16 protein-coding genes are annotated in these 21,002 nt (G+C 47.6%); 6 read left to right on the top strand and 10 right to left on the bottom strand.

Annotation, left to right across the window (positions count from 1 at the left end):
- The first annotated feature begins 138 nt into the window (after nucleotides 1–138).
- From D0S45_08830 to D0S45_08820, 3 genes are all read left to right on the top strand, one after another.
- Complete coding sequence (locus D0S45_08830; protein TIH16510.1) at nucleotides 139–3,774, top strand: hypothetical protein; 3,636 nt, start codon at nucleotides 139–141, stop codon at nucleotides 3,772–3,774.
- Nucleotides 3,775–4,342: 568 nt separating this feature from the next.
- A complete protein-coding gene (locus D0S45_08825; protein ID TIH16509.1) occupies nucleotides 4,343–4,984 on the top strand; it encodes a TetR/AcrR family transcriptional regulator in 642 nt (213 codons plus the stop codon).
- A 32-nt stretch (nucleotides 4,985–5,016) separates the two neighbouring features.
- The gene (locus D0S45_08820) at nucleotides 5,017–5,982 is read left to right on the top strand and encodes a DUF2860 domain-containing protein (GenBank protein TIH16508.1); all 966 of its coding nucleotides are present in this window, start codon (nucleotides 5,017–5,019) and stop codon (nucleotides 5,980–5,982) included.
- Between the two features lie 108 nt (nucleotides 5,983–6,090).
- On the opposite strand, the gene D0S45_08815 is transcribed toward D0S45_08820, so the two are convergent.
- From D0S45_08815 to D0S45_08805, 3 genes are all read right to left on the bottom strand, one after another.
- Nucleotides 6,091–7,218 (bottom strand): hypothetical protein, encoded by a 1,128-nt coding sequence (locus D0S45_08815; protein TIH16507.1) that lies wholly within the window; start codon nucleotides 7,216–7,218, stop codon nucleotides 6,091–6,093.
- Nucleotides 7,219–7,279: 61 nt separating this feature from the next.
- Entirely contained in the window at nucleotides 7,280–8,080 is an 801-nt protein-coding gene (locus D0S45_08810) for a DUF3108 domain-containing protein (GenBank protein TIH16506.1), read from the bottom strand.
- 9 nt (nucleotides 8,081–8,089) lie between these two features.
- On the bottom strand, nucleotides 8,090–9,271 hold the full coding sequence (locus D0S45_08805; GenBank protein ID TIH16505.1) for a mechanosensitive ion channel family protein: 1,182 nt from the start codon (nucleotides 9,269–9,271) through the stop codon (nucleotides 8,090–8,092).
- 353 nt (nucleotides 9,272–9,624) lie between these two features.
- Between D0S45_08805 and D0S45_08800 the strand changes: the two genes are divergently transcribed.
- Nucleotides 9,625–10,911, top strand: a complete 1,287-nt coding sequence (locus D0S45_08800; protein TIH16504.1) for a dicarboxylate/amino acid:cation symporter — start codon at nucleotides 9,625–9,627, stop codon at nucleotides 10,909–10,911.
- Between the two features lie 79 nt (nucleotides 10,912–10,990).
- Here D0S45_08800 and D0S45_08795 read toward each other — a convergent pair whose 3' ends face one another.
- The 5 genes from D0S45_08795 to D0S45_08775 all read right to left on the bottom strand — a co-directional run bounded on the left by D0S45_08795 (nucleotide 10,991) and on the right by D0S45_08775 (nucleotide 16,428).
- A complete protein-coding gene (locus tag D0S45_08795) occupies nucleotides 10,991–11,818 on the bottom strand; it encodes a glycerophosphodiester phosphodiesterase (GenBank protein TIH16503.1) in 828 nt (275 codons plus the stop codon).
- 143 nt (nucleotides 11,819–11,961) lie between these two features.
- Nucleotides 11,962–12,741, bottom strand: coding sequence for an amino acid ABC transporter ATP-binding protein (locus D0S45_08790; GenBank protein ID TIH16502.1), 780 nt, complete (start codon nucleotides 12,739–12,741; stop codon nucleotides 11,962–11,964).
- A 14-nt stretch (nucleotides 12,742–12,755) separates the two neighbouring features.
- Nucleotides 12,756–13,859: an amino acid ABC transporter permease gene (locus D0S45_08785; GenBank protein TIH16501.1), complete on the bottom strand. Its 1,104-nt coding sequence runs from the start codon at nucleotides 13,857–13,859 to the stop codon at nucleotides 12,756–12,758.
- A gap of 3 nt (nucleotides 13,860–13,862) precedes the next feature.
- Nucleotides 13,863–15,242 carry an ABC transporter permease subunit gene (locus D0S45_08780; GenBank protein ID TIH16500.1) on the bottom strand — a complete coding sequence of 460 codons (1,380 nt, stop codon included), beginning with the start codon at nucleotides 15,240–15,242 and terminating at the stop codon, nucleotides 13,863–13,865.
- 175 nt (nucleotides 15,243–15,417) lie between these two features.
- Nucleotides 15,418–16,428, bottom strand: a complete 1,011-nt coding sequence (locus D0S45_08775; GenBank protein ID TIH16499.1) for an amino acid ABC transporter substrate-binding protein — start codon at nucleotides 16,426–16,428, stop codon at nucleotides 15,418–15,420.
- A 298-nt stretch (nucleotides 16,429–16,726) separates the two neighbouring features.
- On the opposite strand from D0S45_08775, the gene D0S45_08770 reads away from it, so the two are divergent.
- Nucleotides 16,727–17,440: a GntR family transcriptional regulator gene (locus D0S45_08770; GenBank protein TIH16498.1), complete on the top strand. Its 714-nt coding sequence runs from the start codon at nucleotides 16,727–16,729 to the stop codon at nucleotides 17,438–17,440.
- 90 nt (nucleotides 17,441–17,530) lie between these two features.
- Here the strand turns inward: D0S45_08770 and D0S45_08765 are convergent, their stop codons facing one another.
- A complete protein-coding gene (locus tag D0S45_08765) occupies nucleotides 17,531–17,905 on the bottom strand; it encodes a hypothetical protein (GenBank protein TIH16497.1) in 375 nt (124 codons plus the stop codon).
- A 139-nt stretch (nucleotides 17,906–18,044) separates the two neighbouring features.
- Between D0S45_08765 and D0S45_08760 the strand changes: the two genes are divergently transcribed.
- Nucleotides 18,045–19,262: an ROK family transcriptional regulator gene (locus tag D0S45_08760; GenBank protein ID TIH16496.1), complete on the top strand. Its 1,218-nt coding sequence runs from the start codon at nucleotides 18,045–18,047 to the stop codon at nucleotides 19,260–19,262.
- A gap of 8 nt (nucleotides 19,263–19,270) precedes the next feature.
- Here D0S45_08760 and ptsP read toward each other — a convergent pair whose 3' ends face one another.
- Complete coding sequence (gene ptsP, locus D0S45_08755; GenBank protein ID TIH16495.1) at nucleotides 19,271–20,983, bottom strand: phosphoenolpyruvate--protein phosphotransferase; 1,713 nt, start codon at nucleotides 20,981–20,983, stop codon at nucleotides 19,271–19,273.
- Nucleotides 20,984–21,002 lie beyond the last annotated feature (19 nt).

Raw genomic sequence — 21,002 nt, 5'->3', positions numbered from 1 at the left:
TTATACCTTAAAAATATGTAAATGCAGCATATTTATAAACCGAACTGGGGCGAAAAGCCTCAGTCCGGTTTTTGTTGTGCAGAAAAATTTACCATGATATCACACGGATTCATTTTTTAGTAAGAGGGGTACTATTTCATGATTAATAGGCTTGCATTTTTTGCTTTTTTCTTTTGTTTATTTGCATTTACATTTGTGGAGACGAGTCGCGCTGAGTGGATTCCTGATGTGCCAACCAAGCTGGGGACCAATATCACGGCGATAGCACAGGATGCTACAGATGGGCTGGTTGCCGTAGGTGATGACGGTAAGGCCTATCATATGGCTGCAGATAAAATGAAGAGCCCTACTGCAACTGATGTTGCGTGGACTCAAGTTTTTCCGCCTGCCTCTACGAATTTCGTAGGAGTTGCCCATGACGGTGAAAAATTCTGGGCGGTTACAAACAACGGAACTATCGTCAATAGTGCAGACGGTGTTGGTTGGTCTGTTCAGTCTATAGATGACGCTGACGCCCGTACTGCCATTGATACTGCCGGGGCCGGTACAGAGTTCGAAGGCAAAGCGGTTGTCGGTATTGCCTGCCCCGAAGATGGTGGTGCACCTCACGATGTTGTCATAGTTACTACCGATGGTGCCATCATTAAGTATGACAGTGATGCCGCCGATGCAAAGTGGAGTTCTATATCTTTCTTTAAAAGTGAGGCTGTAGCTAAAAAGAATAATATTAGAGGTGTCAAAGCTCTTCCCGGATCTGCTGAAACTTTCATGATTTTTGGTGCAGCTGAAGATAAAAGAGAAGCCAGCCTCTATAGGATAACTAGCAGTGGGACTGCATATTTTTATATCACAAATTGTCTAAGTATTAATGACCTTTGCATTGGATCTTCCCCAACCTCATGGTATGTTGTTGGAGACAATGGAAAAGTCGTCAAAGGGACTCTCGATCTTACACTCTCGGGAACAGAGAATGCCGCCGCAATAGTTCCCTCCGGCGGGACCAATCCAAACCTTTATGCCATTGATTACGACTTTACAAATGGCTTCGGCTATGCCGTCGGTGCTGGTGGGGAGGTTTTCCATGTTATTGATGAGACCGTGACCTACAAGCATTCGAGCGCATCAAGAGAGAGTCTTCGCGGAGTGTCGCTGGTTACCTCAGGAACACTGAGGCGTGCTTTCGTAGTCGGTGACGACGGCACTTCATTTTACGGCGGGGAAACCTTCTGGACTCCGGTTTTGAGCGGAGAGAGCAAAGCCGTTCGCACTGCCCCGGATGACCCAAAAGTAGTAGGTCGACTGGCCTCTTTTTACTGTGTCGTTAATGGTGGGGATAATCGTCCTTACTTCGCAACTGCGCCTACTGATTCTTGGTTTACTGGAGATTCCAGCCCTGCGGATGCGGATGTTGTAGCGGGGAATAGTGCTACAGGTTATGCTTCAGGTAAAGGCTATCTTGCTGCTCAAGTAAGTCCTGCTACTTATGGCAGGGTCGGGATCTGGTGCCTAAGTGGAGGTTTCGTAATGGTGACCCCTCCCGATGAAGTGACTTCGCCGTCATCTGCTGAATTTCTTGCGACGCTTAAAGACGGAGAAACTACAAACCTTTATTTTACTGGAACCGCTGCGAACAAGGATGTCCAGTTTATTGATATAGCCACAACAGGAGTCGGCCGAGAAGCGACTAGCGCCCAGGCCGCAAGGACTGTTCCCGGAACTGTAAGCGGACTGGCTGCATCCTCTAAGGGATTGTATATCATTGAAGCTGACACTGTAAAAGCTATGGCCGCGGCCGCTTCTACTGCCACATGGACCACTGTCCCTGATACTAACAATGTTTGGACGGAAGTAAATTCATTAAATGGTGTTGTCGGAACTGCCGCAAAACTATTTCAGACTTCCGATAATAAAGTCGTCGTTGTTAATGATCGTGACTCAATATTTATAATCGACGATAGTGACGCTACCGAGATTTCCCTTGCTGGAGCAAAGCCTCTGGATTGTCCGGCCACTGATCCGGTTGTTTCTGTCTCCGGCAGTTCTACCGACCTTACTGTCGCCACTGCCACGGATGTCTGGCGTTACACTCCCGCCGCAGGATGGGAGAAATATGGCAGTCTCAGTGAAGAGATTTCCGTAATGAACAATATAAGCGGTATTGTTTCAAAAGGAGCCGGCGTGCTGGCCATTGATGCGGATACTACTTCTACAAACAGGGGTATCGCTTATTCAAGCGGGCCGGAGTTTACTATCGCTGCCCCAGCAACCCAGCCGGACGTGGGCAACACCATAAATACCATTTACAACGCGACCAAATCTGTCGTTTATGTAGGCGGTGACAACGGTCTGCTCTACAAGGGCGTTTACAATTCCGGCTCCTTTAGTTGGACCCGAATCAGTGAAGGCTCTATCGGTTCCAAGACAGTGAACAGGCTGACCGGTTTTGGAGATCAGGTTGTTGCCCTCATAAATGATGGTAAAGATCTGGCCCTATTTGATGGAACCAACTGGGATGTCAAAGATGTCAGCGGTCTTGCCGGAGCCCCTCTTACAGACATAAGTGCCATAAACGACACTACAATTTACGCAACATCCGTCAATGCTCCTTATCTTTATAAGTTTACTTATGACGGAACTACGTTCACCCCGACGGAGCAGGGTAAGGCTGGGGGAGACGGGACTCTTACAGCTCTGAATGCCCTTGATGTCAGTGCGGGCGGGCAGACCATTTATGCGGTCGGTTCCGGAGAGTATGCTTTCAAGTTAAGCGATCCTGTCGGGGATAATTGGACTGTCAGCAACGTGTACGTGACCAGTCGTACAACAGGTCTGGTTCCAAAGTCTGATGTGTTCATTCTGTCAGATGATAGTGTCTGGATCGTAGGCGATAAAGGATATGTGGCAGAGTATGATGGCCGCATGACAAACCTTCATGGTTATAATAACCAGCTTTTCGCCTCAACATTGAATTCGATCTGGGCTTACGGCACCCATGTATATGTCGCGGATTCCAAGGGACAGGTTCATGAATATAACACTGAGACAAAGTCATGGACTTCCACCACTGTAGAAACAGGCAAAGATCTCAAGGCGGTTACCGGCTCTGTAAAAGGTAAATTCCTTGTCACCGCAGGACAGGACGGAATTTTTGCAAGAACAACGATTTGTGCATCGGGCGGTGAAACCGAGACCGACGTCTGCCCCGGAAGCGGCGAGGATGCGGATCTGGTTGTGCAAGCTTCTTCTGTCACAGTTACTCCCGCTGCGTTAAAGAGCACATACAATACTCCGGAAATGACTGTTGTGGGCGACAAGAAATCCTTCAAGTCAAAGCCGATTGCTGCGGATGCAACACATAACTTCAACTTTACCGTTACTCCGGTCAGCGACGTTGAGGTTAACACTCTGGAACTGTATAAGCTGTATGCTTCGACCAGCAGTAGTAAACCGTATACCCGTGTGAACGCAGTGCCGTCCGCTCCTACGGACGGGGTATTCTGGGTCACTGATCAGGCCAACAGGATCAAGATTTCAGGTGAGACCCTGAATGCCAATACCGTGTATACCGTAAACTTCGGTATTAAGGATAACGGAGATTACGACACGAACCCTGCTCCCGGAGTGATCGAAGATCCGCTCGTACTGGGCTCAGGCTCCGGCTCAGGTTCCACAGGGTGCACTTTCAACCCTGCGCAGGACTTCAGTCTGGAATGGATGCTGGTACTCTTTATACCTCTAATCACATTGATCAGGCAGAGAGCCCAAAGAATATAATTGAAGAACTAAAACCGCCCCCTTTGCGAATGATCGCGGAGGGGGTGTTTTTTTGATTAATACATCTCAGGATGTTCGATGTGCAGTTCAGACGGTCTGTTTTCAGCGTACACAACCAGCCCAATTATTATGCGTTCACGTCATTTCTTCTGAATTCAAATTTTTCTGTTATAATGTTCTCCTTTTCAAGTTTTCCGACATACACCACGCAAACTTACTGTTTACAGACATTAATAGAAAAGGTGAACTTCAGCACCTTGACATTGATTTATAAATTTTGCTTATTTTTTTAACTCGGCCTATTGACCGACCGTCGGTCAATAGGCTAGTTTGACTTCATTGATTCAGGCCGTGGGACATCCGAGAGACTGATGCATCCTTAACGGCAAACCCGAAATCACCTTCGAGAAGGAGCTTATATGTTCATTAACTGATCATGAAAACAGCTTGCAAATCACATAAGTAAAAATGATTTGCCAATACAATGCTTGCCACTCACCCTAAAATACTGCACAGGGGAAATATATTTTTTATATTTCCAGTCATTTGGTGAATTTTGGGAGATGGTATGGTCAGAGTAGTAAAAAAACCGGAAGAAAGAAGAAATGAAATTATAGCCGCAGCCTGTCAGCTTTTTTTAACTAAAGGGTACGACAGCACGACAATGCGGGATGTAATGCAGCATCTACAGATCGCAAAAGGGACGATCTACCACTATTTCAGATCAAAGGAGCTGCTACTGGAAGCCGTCATTGACAGCGTGGCTGAAGATGAAATGCAGCGTCTTAAAGAAAAACTTAAGAATGTTGAAGGTAACGCTCTTGAACGGTTGCAATACCTGATTACAAACAGTGCCACTCCGCATGGTGAAGATGGTCACGAAAAACTAATCGGAGATCTGCACAAGACAGCCAATGCAGGTATGCACATCAGACTCTTGGCTAAAGTTTTAACAAAACAGGCACCGCTTTATGCGGAACTGTTCAGTCAGGGAGTCGATGAAGGATTATTTGATACAAACTATCCGCTTGAATGCGCAGAATTCTTGCTTTCCGGCATCCAGTTCTTGACCGATATGGGAATATACCCATGGAAACAGGAAGAACTTCAAAGAAGATGGCAGGCGTTTCCACAACTGATTGAAAACCAACTGAAAGCACCAGAGGGCTCATTCTCCTTCTTAACAGGAGGTAAGCTCGACAATCAGTAGAAATAACAAAATATACGGTAGGGAGCATTTTGATGAAAAAAGGACTTGTTTACTTGGTGGCCCTAGCCTTGATCACTGTATCAAGTTTAGCGTCTGCGGATGCGACAAATTCATTTAGCGGGTCAGTGAGAGTTGGCGTGATGTTTATTGACAGTGCCAACAATCTTAATCCTGACGCATCAAGCAAAAGACTGGATAGTCTGAGTGATAGTGCTGACAGCAAAGCCTCCTTCCTACCTGTGCTTTTGCCTGAGATTACCTGGGATGTAGGGGAAAAGGAAGGAATGAAACTCTACCTTACAACCGATCCGCCAATAGATGAAGCGGGAGGATTTGCTGCTAATTTAGGCGCGTCCTACCAGTTCGCCGAAGCAGGAATCATTGATGTTGCAGCCTTTTTTACGCCTTTTGAGAAAGCTTGGAAAAACCCTTACCTGACTGGTACTGACCGGGAAGAAACAGATACCTCCAAATATGGTTTCAGAATAGGGATGAACCGAATCATGGGGTCAGGTCTCCGAGTCCAATTTGTATATCTTAACGACGATGTCGACAACGATGTTATAGGCCAGCTGATTCCGAAACTGGCAAGAGACGGTTCTGTATACTCTCTCAACATGAACTATTCATACTATATCAGTGAAAATCTGGAATTACGCCCGCGCTTGAGTATTCGTAAAGGTGTTTACGATGGTGAAGCCAATTCATTTATGAAATACAAAATTGACTTAGAAACCAGATATAGAACTGGCTCGCTGACGATCATTCCGCGCATACACTACAGCCATAGCGACTATGATGAAACAGATCCTATGTTTGACAAAACGAGAAATATGAACAGCTACGGAATCAGCCTGATGACCGACTACAAGGCTCCCTTCAGCTGGGAAGATTGGTCGGTAAGCGGTTTATTTTCCATGAGTAAAGGAAAGTCAAATATCAAATTTTATGACACAAGATCCCTAACCTTCGGGGGGATGTTGAACTACCATTTCTAAAACATGACAAGAGAACGGCAAGACTCCATCGCAGAGACAGGAATTCAACTGCGGCTCGTACCTACCAAAAAATTCAAGGACTTAAGAAGAAATTTTTAAGTCCTTTTTTCATTTTTGGGAGTTAACCAGTCTATTCAAAGTCTCATCCATTGCTTTCTGACCGAACTTCATTTCAAAGCGAAACATGATGCCGGGATTTGTACGCCAGTCATACTCTTTTTCCCAAGATACTTGAGGGACAATTTCACAAAACAACCAGTCTTTAAGGAATCTGCTTCGAAATTTGGTTGATAATTTTATGGATTCATAGCTGCTGAAATCGTTGTTGTGTTCAAATCCATTAGCTAGCGCATACTCAAGAGCCTGATCTTCATTCAAAGGCTGAAATAACCGCAAATTTATGTTGCTGTTAAATTGACTGTTTTGGTCTTCGTAATAATTTTCAAAGTCTGTAGTAAAAAAAAGATGCCCTACCTGTCGTTCGAAACTCAACGCAGCTTTGGTTTCAAATCCTCTGGCAGTGTATTGTCTATAACGAACTGAAAACCTGCTTGCCCAATCATCGGTAATATCAAATTTATAACGATAGCGGATTTGTCCCATGAGTTCGAGGTTATCATCCCGAAAGGATATCCCCGCATGAAGGCCGAGGTTATTTTGAACTCCTTGGACCAGAAAATAACGCAGCCCTACCGTATTTTCCGCTTTATTCTGGGTTTCAAAATCACGAACTGCTTTGTCTACCCCGGTAAGCCCATCGTCATCGGAGTCAAGCATACTTGTGACGACAAGCTGCATCCGGTCTTCGGTATTGGGTAAATTCAGGAAAAGTGACAGATCAGACCGTGACTTCGGTTTGGAATTTTCTAATTCGGTATATAGCCCCAAGCGAAGCCGGAGAAAAGTGTTGTTAACCTCCGCAGTATACTCATCATCTGCCAAAAAAGAATCCATCCACTTAGCTGATGCCATAAGTGGTTTGCTTAATTGAACTTGAATGGTATCCAGCAAATCTGCATCATTCTCTTCTAATGTCTTTTCGATAAGTTCATCCGAAAACTCAGGTGTTGTAACCGAAGTAGAATTAGACTCCTTTGCAGTATCTTGGATTTTAGGCTGCTGAGCCTGAGCGGGCAAAACAGCACAACATAATAATAAAAAAACATGGAGAATATTTTTTCTACAATGTTTAAAAATGGATAAAAACGAAGAAAGCTTATGTTGTTTTATTCTCATTTTTTAAAATAAAAGATTCGGTCAAAATATGTCCTTAATCCATATAGTACAGTATTAATTTCTAATATTTTGCACCTGGATCGCCGGGAGTATATTTGGCAAGTTCTATGGAGAAATGGCCTACTGAAACTTCACTTTTGACCTTGACCGGGATGCATAGTTCATCAGTTGTAAACCAGATCTTAAGTGTTGCGTCCGGGCTTTTCTTGAAAACACCGCCTAGATCTTTGAGTTCTGGTTCAACCACAAAAGTATCGTATTCTTTACCTCCAACTTTGATGATTTCTCTTCCCGTGACCATGGCCCTGCCGATAACAGATTTTTTACCATCTGTTATCGGGCAGAAGAATTCGTAGCCTTGTTCCAAGGGGTGGGTTCGAAATGAGAATAGGATTGATAGAGGGTCAAACCCTCCGGGGTAGATCGGTAGCTTCTGGCGAAACGTCCCGTCAGAACCATATCTGGTGACCGAAAAAGTATTCCAGTCAAAACGCAAAGTTATATCCCTATGATAATCTCCTTCGCGTTGTTTCTTGAAATAATAAAGCGCAGAATCCATTTCTGGAGTCGTAATAGAATCAATACGATTCCTCACCTTGTAAAACATATCTACAAAATCATTTGTGCGGGCTGTTGCATTGAATATCGGACCGGATGTTCCATTGCCCTTGGATGTGGTTAATTCTGCATATCCGGCATGAATCACGGTCCAGTAAAGGTTATATTCTATTTTTTCTCCGGGACGAAACGGAAGCTTGGATTCCGCAAATGCTAAACCGGAAATGAGACAAGTAAAGCTGACACCTAAGACCAAGGTGACAAACAAATATTTGAGCATGTATTTGTAAGAATATTCTTTCATAACTTTAATCTACTCATCTTCAGGCGGCACAAAATTCTCAGGAACTCCCCCGGGAACAGACTCAACGTAGATAGACTGTGAGGGAAATGCGAACCCGGTTCCGGCCTCAACTTCAACTACCTGTTTGATATAATAAGCCAGATCCTCTCTTATCTTCAACCAATCCAGCCAATTAGTGGTTTTGGTAAATGCATAAAGCTGGAAATCTATAGAAGAATCTCCGAATTGAACCACACGCATAAACGTTGAGACATCCGGCGGATGAGCAAAATCATCATTACCCAGAATATACTCCATGACCCGCTCTTGTATAAGCTTCAACTCCTTCGTCGTTGTCCGGTACTCCACGCCGATGGTCCAAAGAATCCGCCTGTGGGTCATCTTGGTAAAATTAATAAGGCAGTTATCAGAAAGAGTTGAGTTCGGGACATACACAGGAGCCTTATCGAATCGACGTATACGCGTAGAGCGGAATCCGATAAATTCAACTGTCCCATCCACCTTGCCGTCAACAGTAACCCAATCCCCCACATCAAAGCGGCTTTCGGCAATGATCGAAATTCCGGCAATAATATTCTGAAAAAGATCCTTGGCCCCCAGAGCTACAGCCACACTGAATAGACCAAGCCCAGTAAGGATCGGACCAATATCGATGCCGAAAAGCTCAAGAATGCTCGCCACACCCATCAGGACAACGAGAAACTTAACCAGCTTGATCAGCCAGTCCACAAGTGACGGGGTCAGCACCTTTTCCAGTTTGCGAAAAACCTTGGTAGCTACGCCGACAAGATTGAAAGCTGACCAGAAAATGACGAACAGAATTAATGCCTTAATGATAGTATTCGTGAGTGTTTCCACGGGAGGCGGGAAATTCAGACATTGATCAGCAAAAAACAAACCCAGCACAACCGGAATAAAACGGACAGGTTCTGCAAGAGCTTTAAGGACACTGCCCCCGGCTTGGGTCTCATGTTTTTCTAAAATATTCTGCAAACGGTTCATGGTGAATTTTGTGAGAAAGCGGCGCAGGATTATGAAGAATAGAAAAACACCCACGGCCTGCCCAATATTGATCAGACTTATCCCCGGAATACCATTCTGCCAGACTCCTAGAGCCAATTCTTTGATATGATCAAACCAGTCGAACAAGGTTGCATGATCAGTTTCAACAACTTGAGTAGCATTATCCATAAACCGCTCCTATCTTGATAACTAGTGCAGACTAAAACCCAACTATAAGTATTCGGACTTTAACAAAGCTGAAGCAACTGTCAATACAACTTAAAAACTATCTACTTCCATGAAGACTGTAATTCTAGGCCATTGTGCATAATAAAATTAGCAATACATTCCGCCATCAAAACGAAAATCCCCAGTCAAATGAAAGACCGATCACCCCAAACTTGCGAAGAACACCAAGAGCTGCTAAACACACTCAACATTTCGTATTTCGCTTAAAACACCATATATTTTTTCGATTAATGAAATTTCATTGATTAGAAAATTCTTTTTGAGCACACTCTTAATTTATATCAGGAGGGAAGATGTTTTCTTGGTACTTCAAAAGTAACCTGTTAGTTCGAATTATTATAGGCTTGGTATTAGGAGCCATTGCGGGACTTATATTAGGCCCCGAAGCAAAGGTTCTGTCTCCGCTGGGAGATATCTTGGTTCGCTCTTTAAAAATGATCGTAATGCCCGTGATCGTCTCTACCATCATTGTTGGTGCCGGGAGTGTAAAACCCAGCCAGCTCGGTAAAGTCGGAGCCAAGTGTATGGGCTTTTACATGCTGACCACCGGATTCGCAGTCGCCATCGGCCTTTTTTTCGGAAACATCCTCCAGCCCGGCAACGGCCTTGAACTGGCCGCTGAAGGCGCGACCCTGAAAGTAGCCGCGCCCAAGGCAACTTCCTTCCTAGATATCCTGATCAACATCATTCCCAAAAACCCCTTTGCTGCCATTACTACCGGTGATGTTCTTTCCACCATCTTTTTCTGTATCATCACCGGTATTGCCATTTCCATCCTGCGTCACAGCGAAGACGCACGCATCAAAAATGCCGGGGATTCCCTCTTCCACCTTTTCGAAGGTCTTGCTGAAGTCATGTACATCATCATCGACTGGGTACTGCAATATGTTCCCATCGGTGTATTCGCGCTGATCGCCGTGGTATTCGGAGCTCAGGGAGCCAAGGCTTTCGGTCCTCTGGGTGTGGTTGTTATCGCTACCTACCTTGCTTTTGCCTGCCACATTTTCTTTGTTTACGGCGGCGGACTTCTGCTCTTCGGCGTAAAGCCCATGAGTTTTTTCAAAAAGGTAAAGACCGCTTCCATTGCCGCATTTGTCACCAGATCAAGCAGCGGCGTACTGCCCATCAGCATGGAAACAGCTGATAAAGAACTTGGCGTAGACAAAAGTATCTACTCTTTCTCCCTGCCGCTGGGCGCGACCATCAACATGGATGGTACCGCTATTTATCAGGGTGTATGTGCCCTGTTCATCGGTTACGCCATCGGCGAGCCCCTGACCGCAAGCCAGCAGATAACCGTCATCGGAACCACTGTTCTGGCGTCGCTGGGTACTGCCGGTATTCCCGGAGCAGGCGCAATCATGCTCATGATCGTGCTCAACTCCGTAGGTCTGGAAGTTACAGCCGGATCACCCACCGCGCTGGCCTATGCCATGATCTTCGGCATTGACGCCCTGCTCGACATGGGCCGCACCTGTACCAACGTTACCGGTGACCTTGCCGTAACATGTGCAGTCGCCAACAGCGAAAATGAACTTGATCAAGAATACTGGGAACCCAGTAAGGCTGCACAGCAGTAAAGAAATATTACATATATCAAAAAAAAGAAGGCCGACTCCATCTGGAATCGGCCTTCTTTTTGATTTCAATTGCAATAACTTAAATATTCTGCGGGTAGTCAGTGACCAACCCGGTCACGCCCCACTTGGTGAGCCGCTGCATATCTTCCACTTCGTTTACTGTATACGGATTAACGGCCAGTCCTGCTTCTCGTGCAGCTTTAACCTTCTCTTCTGTAAGGAAACGGAATCCCGGATGCCACGCATCGGCTCCGGCTTTACGGGCTGCTTCAAGAGGATCTGCGGAGAATTTATGTTCAGTCAGAACTCCGGTCAGAATATGCGGGGCAAGGTCTTTACTCTTACGCACATAGTCGTGGTTGAATGAAGAAACCACAACCTGATCATCCATACCCTGAGCCTGAATTATTTCGAGAACCTTTCCCACAACATCGCCGCCCAGAGAACCGGGAACCGCTTTACTAAGATCCTTGATCTCAACATTGATCCACATTTCCAGCTCCCTGCTGAGTTTCAGGGCCTCAACCAGAGTGGGGATACGCAATTCAGCTGGCAAATTTTCCGGTAATTCCCGCCACGGCTGCCCAATATATTTGGGCGGGCAAAAACGGCGCGGAAAGATATCCGCGCTGAGCTGTTTGATCTCGTCAAGAGTAAACCGCCACGGCAGAGCAGGAGAATTACCGACAAACAAAGGATGGATACTCGCATTGGTGGAGCGGAGCAAGTTCAAGTCATGGAGGAGGATAATTTCCCCATCCTTGGTGACCTGAACATCCAGTTCCCAACCATCCGCCCCGGCCTCTTTGGCCTTGCGCACAGCCGCAAGTGTATTTTCAGGTGCAAGGGAGCGTCCCCCGCGGTGCGCCCAAATCAAGGGACGACTATTTATTAAGGATAAAGACATTGAAACGTGCCTCCGGCACAGACAAATAAAAAAACAATCTGCTAAAATAAAACAGCGAAGCTTATTAAAAAGTTTTGGGATTCTTAAACCCTTTTTCCAAAAGGGTTTAAGGCCCCCGGCAGGGCCGCCGGAGGCATATATTTCTAATGATTCAAAATCTGCTCCAAGAACATACGGCTGCGTTCTTCTTTAGGCGCGGTAAAGAATTCCTTCACCGGGGCGTATTCCACAATCTGACCTTTATCCATGAAGACCATGGTATCGGCGACCTCGCGGGCAAACCCCATCTCATGGGTTACACAGATCATGGTCATACCCTGATCTGCCAGCTCACGCATAACATCAAGAACTTCCTTGATCATTTCCGGGTCAAGGGCTGAAGTTGGTTCGTCAAAAAGCATGATCTTGGGCTGCATGGCTAATGCGCGGGCAATGGCTACACGCTGCTGCTGTCCGCCGGAAAGCTGACCGGGAAATTTGTTGGCCTGCTCGGCAATTCCCACACGCTCAAGATATGAATGAGCAAGATCTAAAGCCTGTTTGCGGGGCATATTGCGTACATGGATAGGACCTGAAATCACGTTATCAAGAATACTCATATGCGGAAAAAGATTGAACTGCTGAAAAACCATGCCCACTTCGCGGCGCACTCTTTCAATCTGCTTCACATCATTGGTCAACGGAGCACCGTCAACGACGATGGCACCTTCCTGATGCTCTTCAAGTCTGTTGATGGTCCGGATGAGGGTTGATTTACCCGACCCGGATGGACCACAGATAACCACTTTCTCCTGCTGGCGGATCTGTAAATTAATTTCCTTAAGTACGTGAAACTGTCCGTACCATTTATTCAAGCCCTGTATATCGATTACAACCGGGCTGTCTCCCAGATGGGTAGCTGTATTTATATGTGTGGATGTCATTATATGTATCTCCTCTATTTACTTGCGGAAGGCATCTTTCGTTCAAGGTATTGGCTGTAGCTGGAAAGGGCGTAGCAGAGAATCCAGTACCAGAAGGCGATGAAAACATATGCTTCCTCCAGCCTGCCGAACCATTTGGGGTTGGATGTGGTGGCAAATGCAATCTGCAAAAGATCCACCAGCCCCACGATGCCCACGAGGGAAGTATCTTTCAGGATTCCGATGAAGTTGTTGACCATTGGCGGAATAACAATACGCAAAGCCTGCGGCAGGATGACCACAAGAGTCTTTTTCCAATAGCCCATGCCCAGCGCATCCGCAGCCTCATACTGACCTTTGCTGATACCCTGCAAACCACCGCGAATGTTCTCCGCCAGATATGCGGAAAAGAACATGGTGATCCCCACAATTGCACGCAAAACTTTATCCAGTTCCATACCTGAAGGCAGAAACAACGGCAGAACAACCGAGGCCATGAACAGGAGTGTAATCAAAGGCACTCCGCGAATAAGCTCAATATAGGCCACACAAAAAGGCTTGGCGATAGGCATATCCGAGGTTCGTCCCAATGCCAGAAGCACACTGATGGGAAAAGCTGCCAGCATGGCGATAATGGAAAGCATGATGGTCAACATCAAGCCGCCCCAGTAATGGGTTCCCACCACGGGCAAACCGGTGATTCCTCCACCGTAAACCAGCGCGAAAACAACAATGGGTGAGGCAAACCAGAGCACCCTGATCCATTTGCTGCGCCGGAACGACGAGACAAGGCTCAGACTGACCAGAATCACAACAATACATAGAGCAATCAATGGTCTCCAGCGTTCTTCAGCCGGGTAAACCCCGGTCATGAACACAGGCCACATATCGCGAATGAACCCCCAAGCGGCACCGGTGTGCTCCTTGGCTGCTGCCGGATCAAGGGTGATAGAGGCATTGGTTACCGCCCACTCCCAAAAGGGAGCCACGGCAGCCCAGATGGCCCAGCAGGAGACAAGGGTCAAAACCGCATTGTACCACGGGCACAGAAGATTCTTACACATCCAGCCGATTACGCCTACCTGCGATACCGGAGGCTGTCTGTCAGGAATATTTTTGTCTGGAATATCTTGGGCCATGACCTACCTCTCCACCAGCGCGACTTTGCTGTTATATATATTCATTCCAAAAGAAATCAGCAGTGAAATGCACAGGTAAACCCCCATCCAGATACCGACAATCTCAACCGCCTGACCGGACTGGTTCAAAATGGTCCCCCCGACACTTACAAATTCGGGATACCCGATGGCCACGGCCAGAGAACTGTTCTTGGCGATAGCCAGATACTCACTGGTCATGGGCGGCACGATAACCCGCATGGCCTGCGGCAAAATAACAATGCGCATAACCTGACGCTCATTCATTGCCAAAGCACGTGCGGCTTCCCGCTGCCCCTTGGAAACAGCTTCGATACCGGAACGGATAATCTCAGCATTGAATGCGGAAACATATACAGTCAGTCCGAGCACCAGCGCAGTAAATTCCGGGGTCATCCCGGTTCCACCCTTGAAGTTAAATCCCTTGAGAACGGGAAAATCCAGAGTGAAAGGTTGTCCGCCCAGCAGCCACGCCAGCGCGGGCAACCCGATCAGAACTGCAAGTGAGGGAAAAAGGATTTTAACGGGCACGCCTGTTTCATCAAGAATTCGTCTTGCCCGTCTGCGGATGACCCAGATTGCGGCAATGGAAATTACAATCGCAGCGCAAAAAATCCATGCCCCCTGCTGGGGAACAAGTGAAGGCAGGTACAAACCACGCTTGTTGAGGATCAGCCAGCCGCCCACATCTATGGACTGACGCACATTGGGCAATTGCTGCAAGACGATGAAATACCAGAAGAACAATTGCAGCAGGACAGGCAGGTTACGGTTAATCTCCACATACCAGCGGCTGAGATTGGAAAGCAGCCAGTTTGGAGAAAGACGTCCGAGCGCCACCAGCAAGCCGAGTATTGTTGAGGCCACACAGCCGATAACTGTTACCTTCAAAGTATTGCCCAGCCCGGTAAGCAGGGCCATGAAATAGCTCGAAGATTCGGTGTAGTGCGCGATTTCAACGCTGTCCCGGAAAATATAAAGCGTCAGCATGGGCAGACCGATACTGAAAAGCAGACATACCGAGAGCCACTTACTGTTCATGGGCCGATCTGACTTACTTTTCAGATGGCGCGAAATAAGCTGAGAAACAGCAAGTCCGGCAACAAGACTGACCAGAAACCAAAGCAATCCACCCTGCGGCAGAGGAATACCGGTCACTTCACCAATGCGGAACCCGGCTTCATTACCAAGGAAACCGAAACCGGAGCTGATTCCGCGAGTCTTCAAATTGGCCAGCGTATTACTGTAAACAGAAACAGCCAGCCAAAGGAAAGCCCCGACCATGCAGAGCTGGAATGTCCAGGCCCTTCCTTGCGGACTACGCCAGAAAGGAACCTTCTCCTGCGGTGCTAAACGTTCGGACATAACTAATTTAAACCTTTTAAAAATTGGAAAGATACAATCCCCACAACTAGGGAGTGCAGAGGGGCTTAGCCCTTCTGCCCGCCGGAGGCGAAATCACCCATCAAAAACGCGTAGCGCATCATAATAAAAAACGCGCCGGGAAAAATCCCGGCGCGAATTTTACAATTTTAACGGCTTAGCGGAAAGGCGGTGCGTAGATGAGACCACCTTTGTTCCACTGCTGGTTGAGTCCACGCTCCATGCGCAGGGGAGTTTTGGGACCGAGGTTACGGTCAAAGATTTCACCGTAGTTACCGACGGACTTGATGATGCGTACGGGAGCACCTTTATCAAGACCGAGGTCAGTCCAGAGGGTTCCGGTTTTGCCCAGCATACGCTGAACTTCGGGGTCTTTGCTCTTGGCATACATTTTATCAACGTTAGCCTGAGTAATTCCTTTTTCCTCTGCGGCCATGGTCAGCCAGATAGTCCAGCGGACAATGTCAGACCACTGGTTGTCACCGTGGCGAACAACAGGACCGAGGGGTTCCTTGGAAATAACTTCGGAAAGAATTACGTGATCTCCAGGCTTTTCCATCAAGGAACGCTGAGCTGCAAGACCGGAAACATCGGTGGTGTGAACGTCACAACGTCCGGTGTCATAAGCTTTACGCACATCAGGCTGCTTATCAAAAACAACAGGAGTGAAGCTCATACCGTTTTTACGGAAAAAGTCGGAAATGTTCAGTTCGGTGGTAGAACCGGTCTGCAAACAGACGGTTGCGCCGTCCAGATCTTTAGCATCTGTGATACCGAGCTCTTTACGAACCATCATACCCTGACCATCATAAAGGGTGGTCACGGTAAAATCGAGGCCGAGCTTAACGTCGCGGCTCATAGTGTGGGTAGTGGTGCGGGAGAGAAGATCAATTTCACCGGACTGCAAAGCAGGCAGACGCTCTTTGGAAGTGAGCGGGGTATATTTGACTTCAGGAACATCAACAGCTGCGGCAACAGCACGGATGAAATCAACATCAAAGCCGATACGTTTACCATTGCTGTCCAGAGCGGAAAAACCGGGGTTTTCAATGTGTGTCCCGGCTTTGAGAAAACCGTCTTTCTTGACGTTTTCCAAAGTTCCGGCCTGAGCAATAGATGCCATTGCCACAATCAACAGACAAATGAAATAAGTACGAAAAAAAGCCATTTGACTACCTCCACCCTCAAACTTCACAACGCAACATTGTGAGGGGATTCCAGTCCGTATAACAAATAATACGGCTTTGCGCTGCATAGATATTGCTGACCCCAGACACGGAAATATCAACTCCCGCGGTCGGAGTCAGTCATCCTAGTAACTCACTGTATATTCCCCTAGTACACTGTTGCCAAAAACACCTCAACTGGTTTAAACCAGATTTTACAAAAAAAGTTTCAAATACGTGGTGACTCTGTATAAATCATGTGCCAATTTAACTGCCGAAACATCTAACACCAATCGAATCATGGAAAAAATACGTTATTACCAGATAGTCCGCGACCTAATTCTGAAACGTCTCGCATCCGGAGAACTCAGTCCGGGCGATAAACTGCCCTCCGAAAGAACTCTCTGCGCTGAGCTTTCTCTAAACAGAAATACAATCCGCCACGCATTGCTAAAGCTGCAACGGGACGGAAAAATTTTCAGACTGGAACGAAAAGGCTGGTACGTGAATCCCATCCGCATGGTCTACAACCCGGCAGACCACGTGAACTTCGCCCAACTGGCCGCGTCGCAGGGGCGCAAGGCGGAATGGAGTACTGAAGACAACGGCATCATCACCATTGAAGAAGAAATGGATACATATACAGATGAAGGGTTCGCTGCCGGAACCGAAGTTTATTCCATGGAGAACACTTTTTTCATAGATGGTCAGCAAGTTGCCCGGACGCTAAACTATCTAAATGCGGACAAACTTGAAGGAATTATCCCCAAGACTACCGACCGAGCCATGACCCAAGTCGTAGAAGAAGATTACGGAATAAGTCTCAAACAGCGAAATCTGCTGATCAGACCGCTGCTGCTGCCACGGGACGTGACCTCAAATCTGGGTATCCCGCACGGCTCTCCGGGGATCTACGTTAGGCGAATCAAGACAGACGGCAAAGACACCGTGCTGACTGTGGAACATGAGTACTGGCGTTTTGACGCCATCGAACTACGCGTGGATCAGACATAATTTTCAGCAAACGCAAACAGGCCCGCAATTTTTAAAAAATTGCGGGCCTGTTTGCGTTTAAATACAACAAAAAAATATTTAAAATTTCAATTACTCTCCAGCAGCATGCTCTTCCATTACAGCAAGCAACTGCCCTGTTTTCTCAGCCTCATCGGACATCCCCATCTCCGTGAATCCCCGGAAAGCCTCACGCACAACAGCAAGACCGTCCTCGCGGTTACCGGAAACAAAAAGCAATTGCCCAAGCAGCTCCCCGGCAAAACAATGCCCACGAGACTCACCCAGCTTCTGGAATCGCGAATATGCTTCCATCAGCATGAGTAATGCCTGCTCCTGATTACCTTCACTGATTTCAAGTTTCGCCATCTCGTAAAGAGTTGCGGCTTTTCCTTTGGAATCACCACTTTTCTCATATTCTTCAAGTTTACTTTCGTACTCCGCTCTCAATTTTGCTGACTGGTCCATTTATTCTCCGGAAATTTATTTTTAGAATGAACACTAAAACTATTAACGGTTCTTTCAAACGTCAAGTTTCAGGCTTATCTTGCTGAAAACATACATATCCGGTAGCTGAAATAAAACAGACACAACACCGGAGCCAAAAATGCGAGCTGCCAACAGGGACATGATGCGGGCCATCAACCGCTGCAATATTCTCAGGACCATCAGGATGGGAGTCAGCATTTCCAGAAAGGATATTGCTGCCCAGACCGGGCTGAGCCTCGCCACGGTTACAAGCATCACCGCAGAATTCATCAAGGAAGGAATAGTCTATGAAAAAGAGGCTGTCTCCTCTGCATCAGGCAGACCTCCGGTATTGCTGGCCCTAAACCCCGACGGTGCTTTTGTAGCCGGGGCCTACATCTCAGCTGAAAAAATCAACGTGGTCATAATCAACCTCGAAGCCAAAGTTGTCGGGTCGCACTTTGTTCGGCTAAGCCCCGGCATCAATTCCCCGGAAGAAATAATCGAACTGCTGGCTAAGGCCATAAAGACCTGCCGTCTAGACAAAGGGTTCATCCCCGATGACATCGTCGGGCTGGGTCTGGGAATTCCCGGACTGGTCAACCACCGGGAAGGGCTTATCCACTTTCATCCCGGTTTCAACCGTGGAGCAGGTTGGGAAGATGTGCCCTTCAGCAGCCTTGTGGAACAGGAAACAGGATTCCAGACATTTATTGAGAACAGCTCCAACACCCTCGCCATCTATGAGCAGTGGTTCGGAGATGCACGCGGCTGTGAAAATTTCTTTGTGGTCACCCTTGAACACGGCATCGGACTGGGACTGATCGTTAACGGCAGGCTGGTGCGCGGCTGGAAAGGTATGGCCGGGGAACTGGGCCATGTAAGCTGCTACCAGAACGAACAGCCGTGCAGGTGTGGACTGACCGGATGCCTTGAAGCTGTCGGCTCAAATTTCTCTATCCTGCGGGATGCAAAGCAGTTGGCAAAAGAAGAAATATGGCTACCTGCGAATCCTGAAAATATAAAAATAGAAGACGTCATTGACGCAGCGAAAAAAGGCAATCCCAAATTACAAGAAATATTTAATCAGGCCGGAACCATACTCGGAAAGCGAATTTCTGACCTGACCCGAGTGCTGGACCCGGAAAAAGTCATCATCACCGGTAAAAGCTATCTGGCAAAAGACATGCTTTTCGCGCCGCTGAATAAAGCAATGGAAAGCCGATCCTGCGAGGTCTTCGGGCAAATACCGGAACTGATAATCCGCCCGTGGAAGGAAGAAAATTACGCCCGCGGGGCAGGAGCACTGGTGCTGGAAAAACTGCACCAGAGCTGCGCTATCCCCGAAGATTTTTAACTATTCTATTATCTCAAATATTTTTCCAGCTTGGCCCGGACCTCGCCTGCCGTAGCCAGCCCCAGAACCTTGCGCGCAAGCTCACGCAGTTCTGCACGGCTGTGCTTGCGAATGGCACTCTTTACCCGTGGGATATGAACCGGGCTCATGCTCAGTTCTTCCACCCCAAGACCGATCAACAGCAGCGATGAAAGCACATCCCCGGCCATCTGCCCGCAAACGCATACGGATTTGCCCTCTTCACGGGCGGCGTCAGTGGCCTGTTTGATGGACATAAGCACCGCAGGTGAAAGCTGCTCAAACAAATCGGCAATACGTTCATTCTGGCGGTCCACCGCAAGGGTGTACTGAGTTAGATCATTAGTTCCGATACTGAAAAAATCGGTTTCGCGAATCAGGTGCGGAGCAAGGAATACCGCTGCCGGAGTCTCGATCATCACTCCTACAGGCAGTGTTTCCGCGTGAGGAATTCCGTCATGTTCAAGGGAGGTCTTAGCTTCAGCCAGAAATTCCTTGAATCTACGAACTTCATCAAGAGCTGAAATCATGGGAATCAGGATGCGCACATCACCATGCACTCCGACCCGCAATAAGGCCCGCAACTGCTTGACCAATAATCCGGGACGCTCAAAACAAAGCCGTATACCCCGGCAGCCAAGAAAAGGATTGGCCTCTTCCGGCAGGGCCAGATAAGGCAGATCCTTATCCCCGCCCACATCAAGAGTGCGGATAACCACAGGCCTGCCCTGCATATCATCCACCACGGACTTAAAAGCCTGATACTGCTCTTCCTCATCCGGGGATTCACTCTTTTCCATGAACAGAAATTCAACCCGGTACAACCCCACGCCTTCAGCACCTTTGGAAACAGCAGGTCCGCTTTCAGAAGGAGAACCGATATTCGCTGCCAGCTTGATCTGCACGCCATCTGTGGTCATTGCGGGCTGGTCACGGAGTTCCTCAAGCTGCTTACGCTCAATCTGGTATTGTTCCTGTTGATATCTGATCTGATCAAGCTGGGATGAAGTGGGATTAACCAGAATACGGTTATGTTCGGCGTCGAGACCTACCATATCGCCATCCTTAATCAGTGAGGTGGCATTCTCAGCTGCTACAATGGCCGGGATTTCCATGGACGCGGCCATGATGGCAGTATGCGAAGTGCGGTTGCCCTTCTCGGTAATGATCCCCCTGACCTTGGCTGTATCAAGAACGGCAGTCTGAGAAGGAGTCAGGTCCTCAGCAACGATGATTACTTCCTCATCAATCAGCTCCAGTCCCTGCGGGGAGATACCCAGACAATTCAGCAACAAACGGTGCCCGAGATCACGAATATCAGCGGCACGAGCACGCAGATATTCATCTTCCAGTTCTTCCATGGCTGCGGCGTGTTCGCTGACGACGTCTTCAACCGCAGCCGGAGCGGGAAAACGCTGTTCGCGGATCTTCTCGATAACCGCTTCGGAAAATTCCTCATCTTCCACCAACATCAGGTGTCCCTCAAAGATTGCGGCCTTATCGGCGCCAAGCTTCTTCTCCACCTGTGCCGCAATTTGGGTCAACTGTTTTGCGGATTCCTCCACAGCAAGCTTGAACCTTTCCACTTCCTTATCGATAGCTCTGGGAGCCACAGGCGACCTATCAAAACTTACATCATCTTTCATCACCACCAAAGCAGTAGCAAGAGCCACACCGGGGGAAACAGCAATTCCGCAAACCATAAAATCCTCCGCAAACCTT

Source organism: Marinifilum sp. JC120 (genome assembly GCA_004923195.1).
Classification (GTDB): Bacteria; Desulfobacterota; Desulfovibrionia; order Desulfovibrionales; family Desulfovibrionaceae; genus Maridesulfovibrio.
This window is presented reverse-complemented; position numbering and strand designations above follow the sequence as displayed.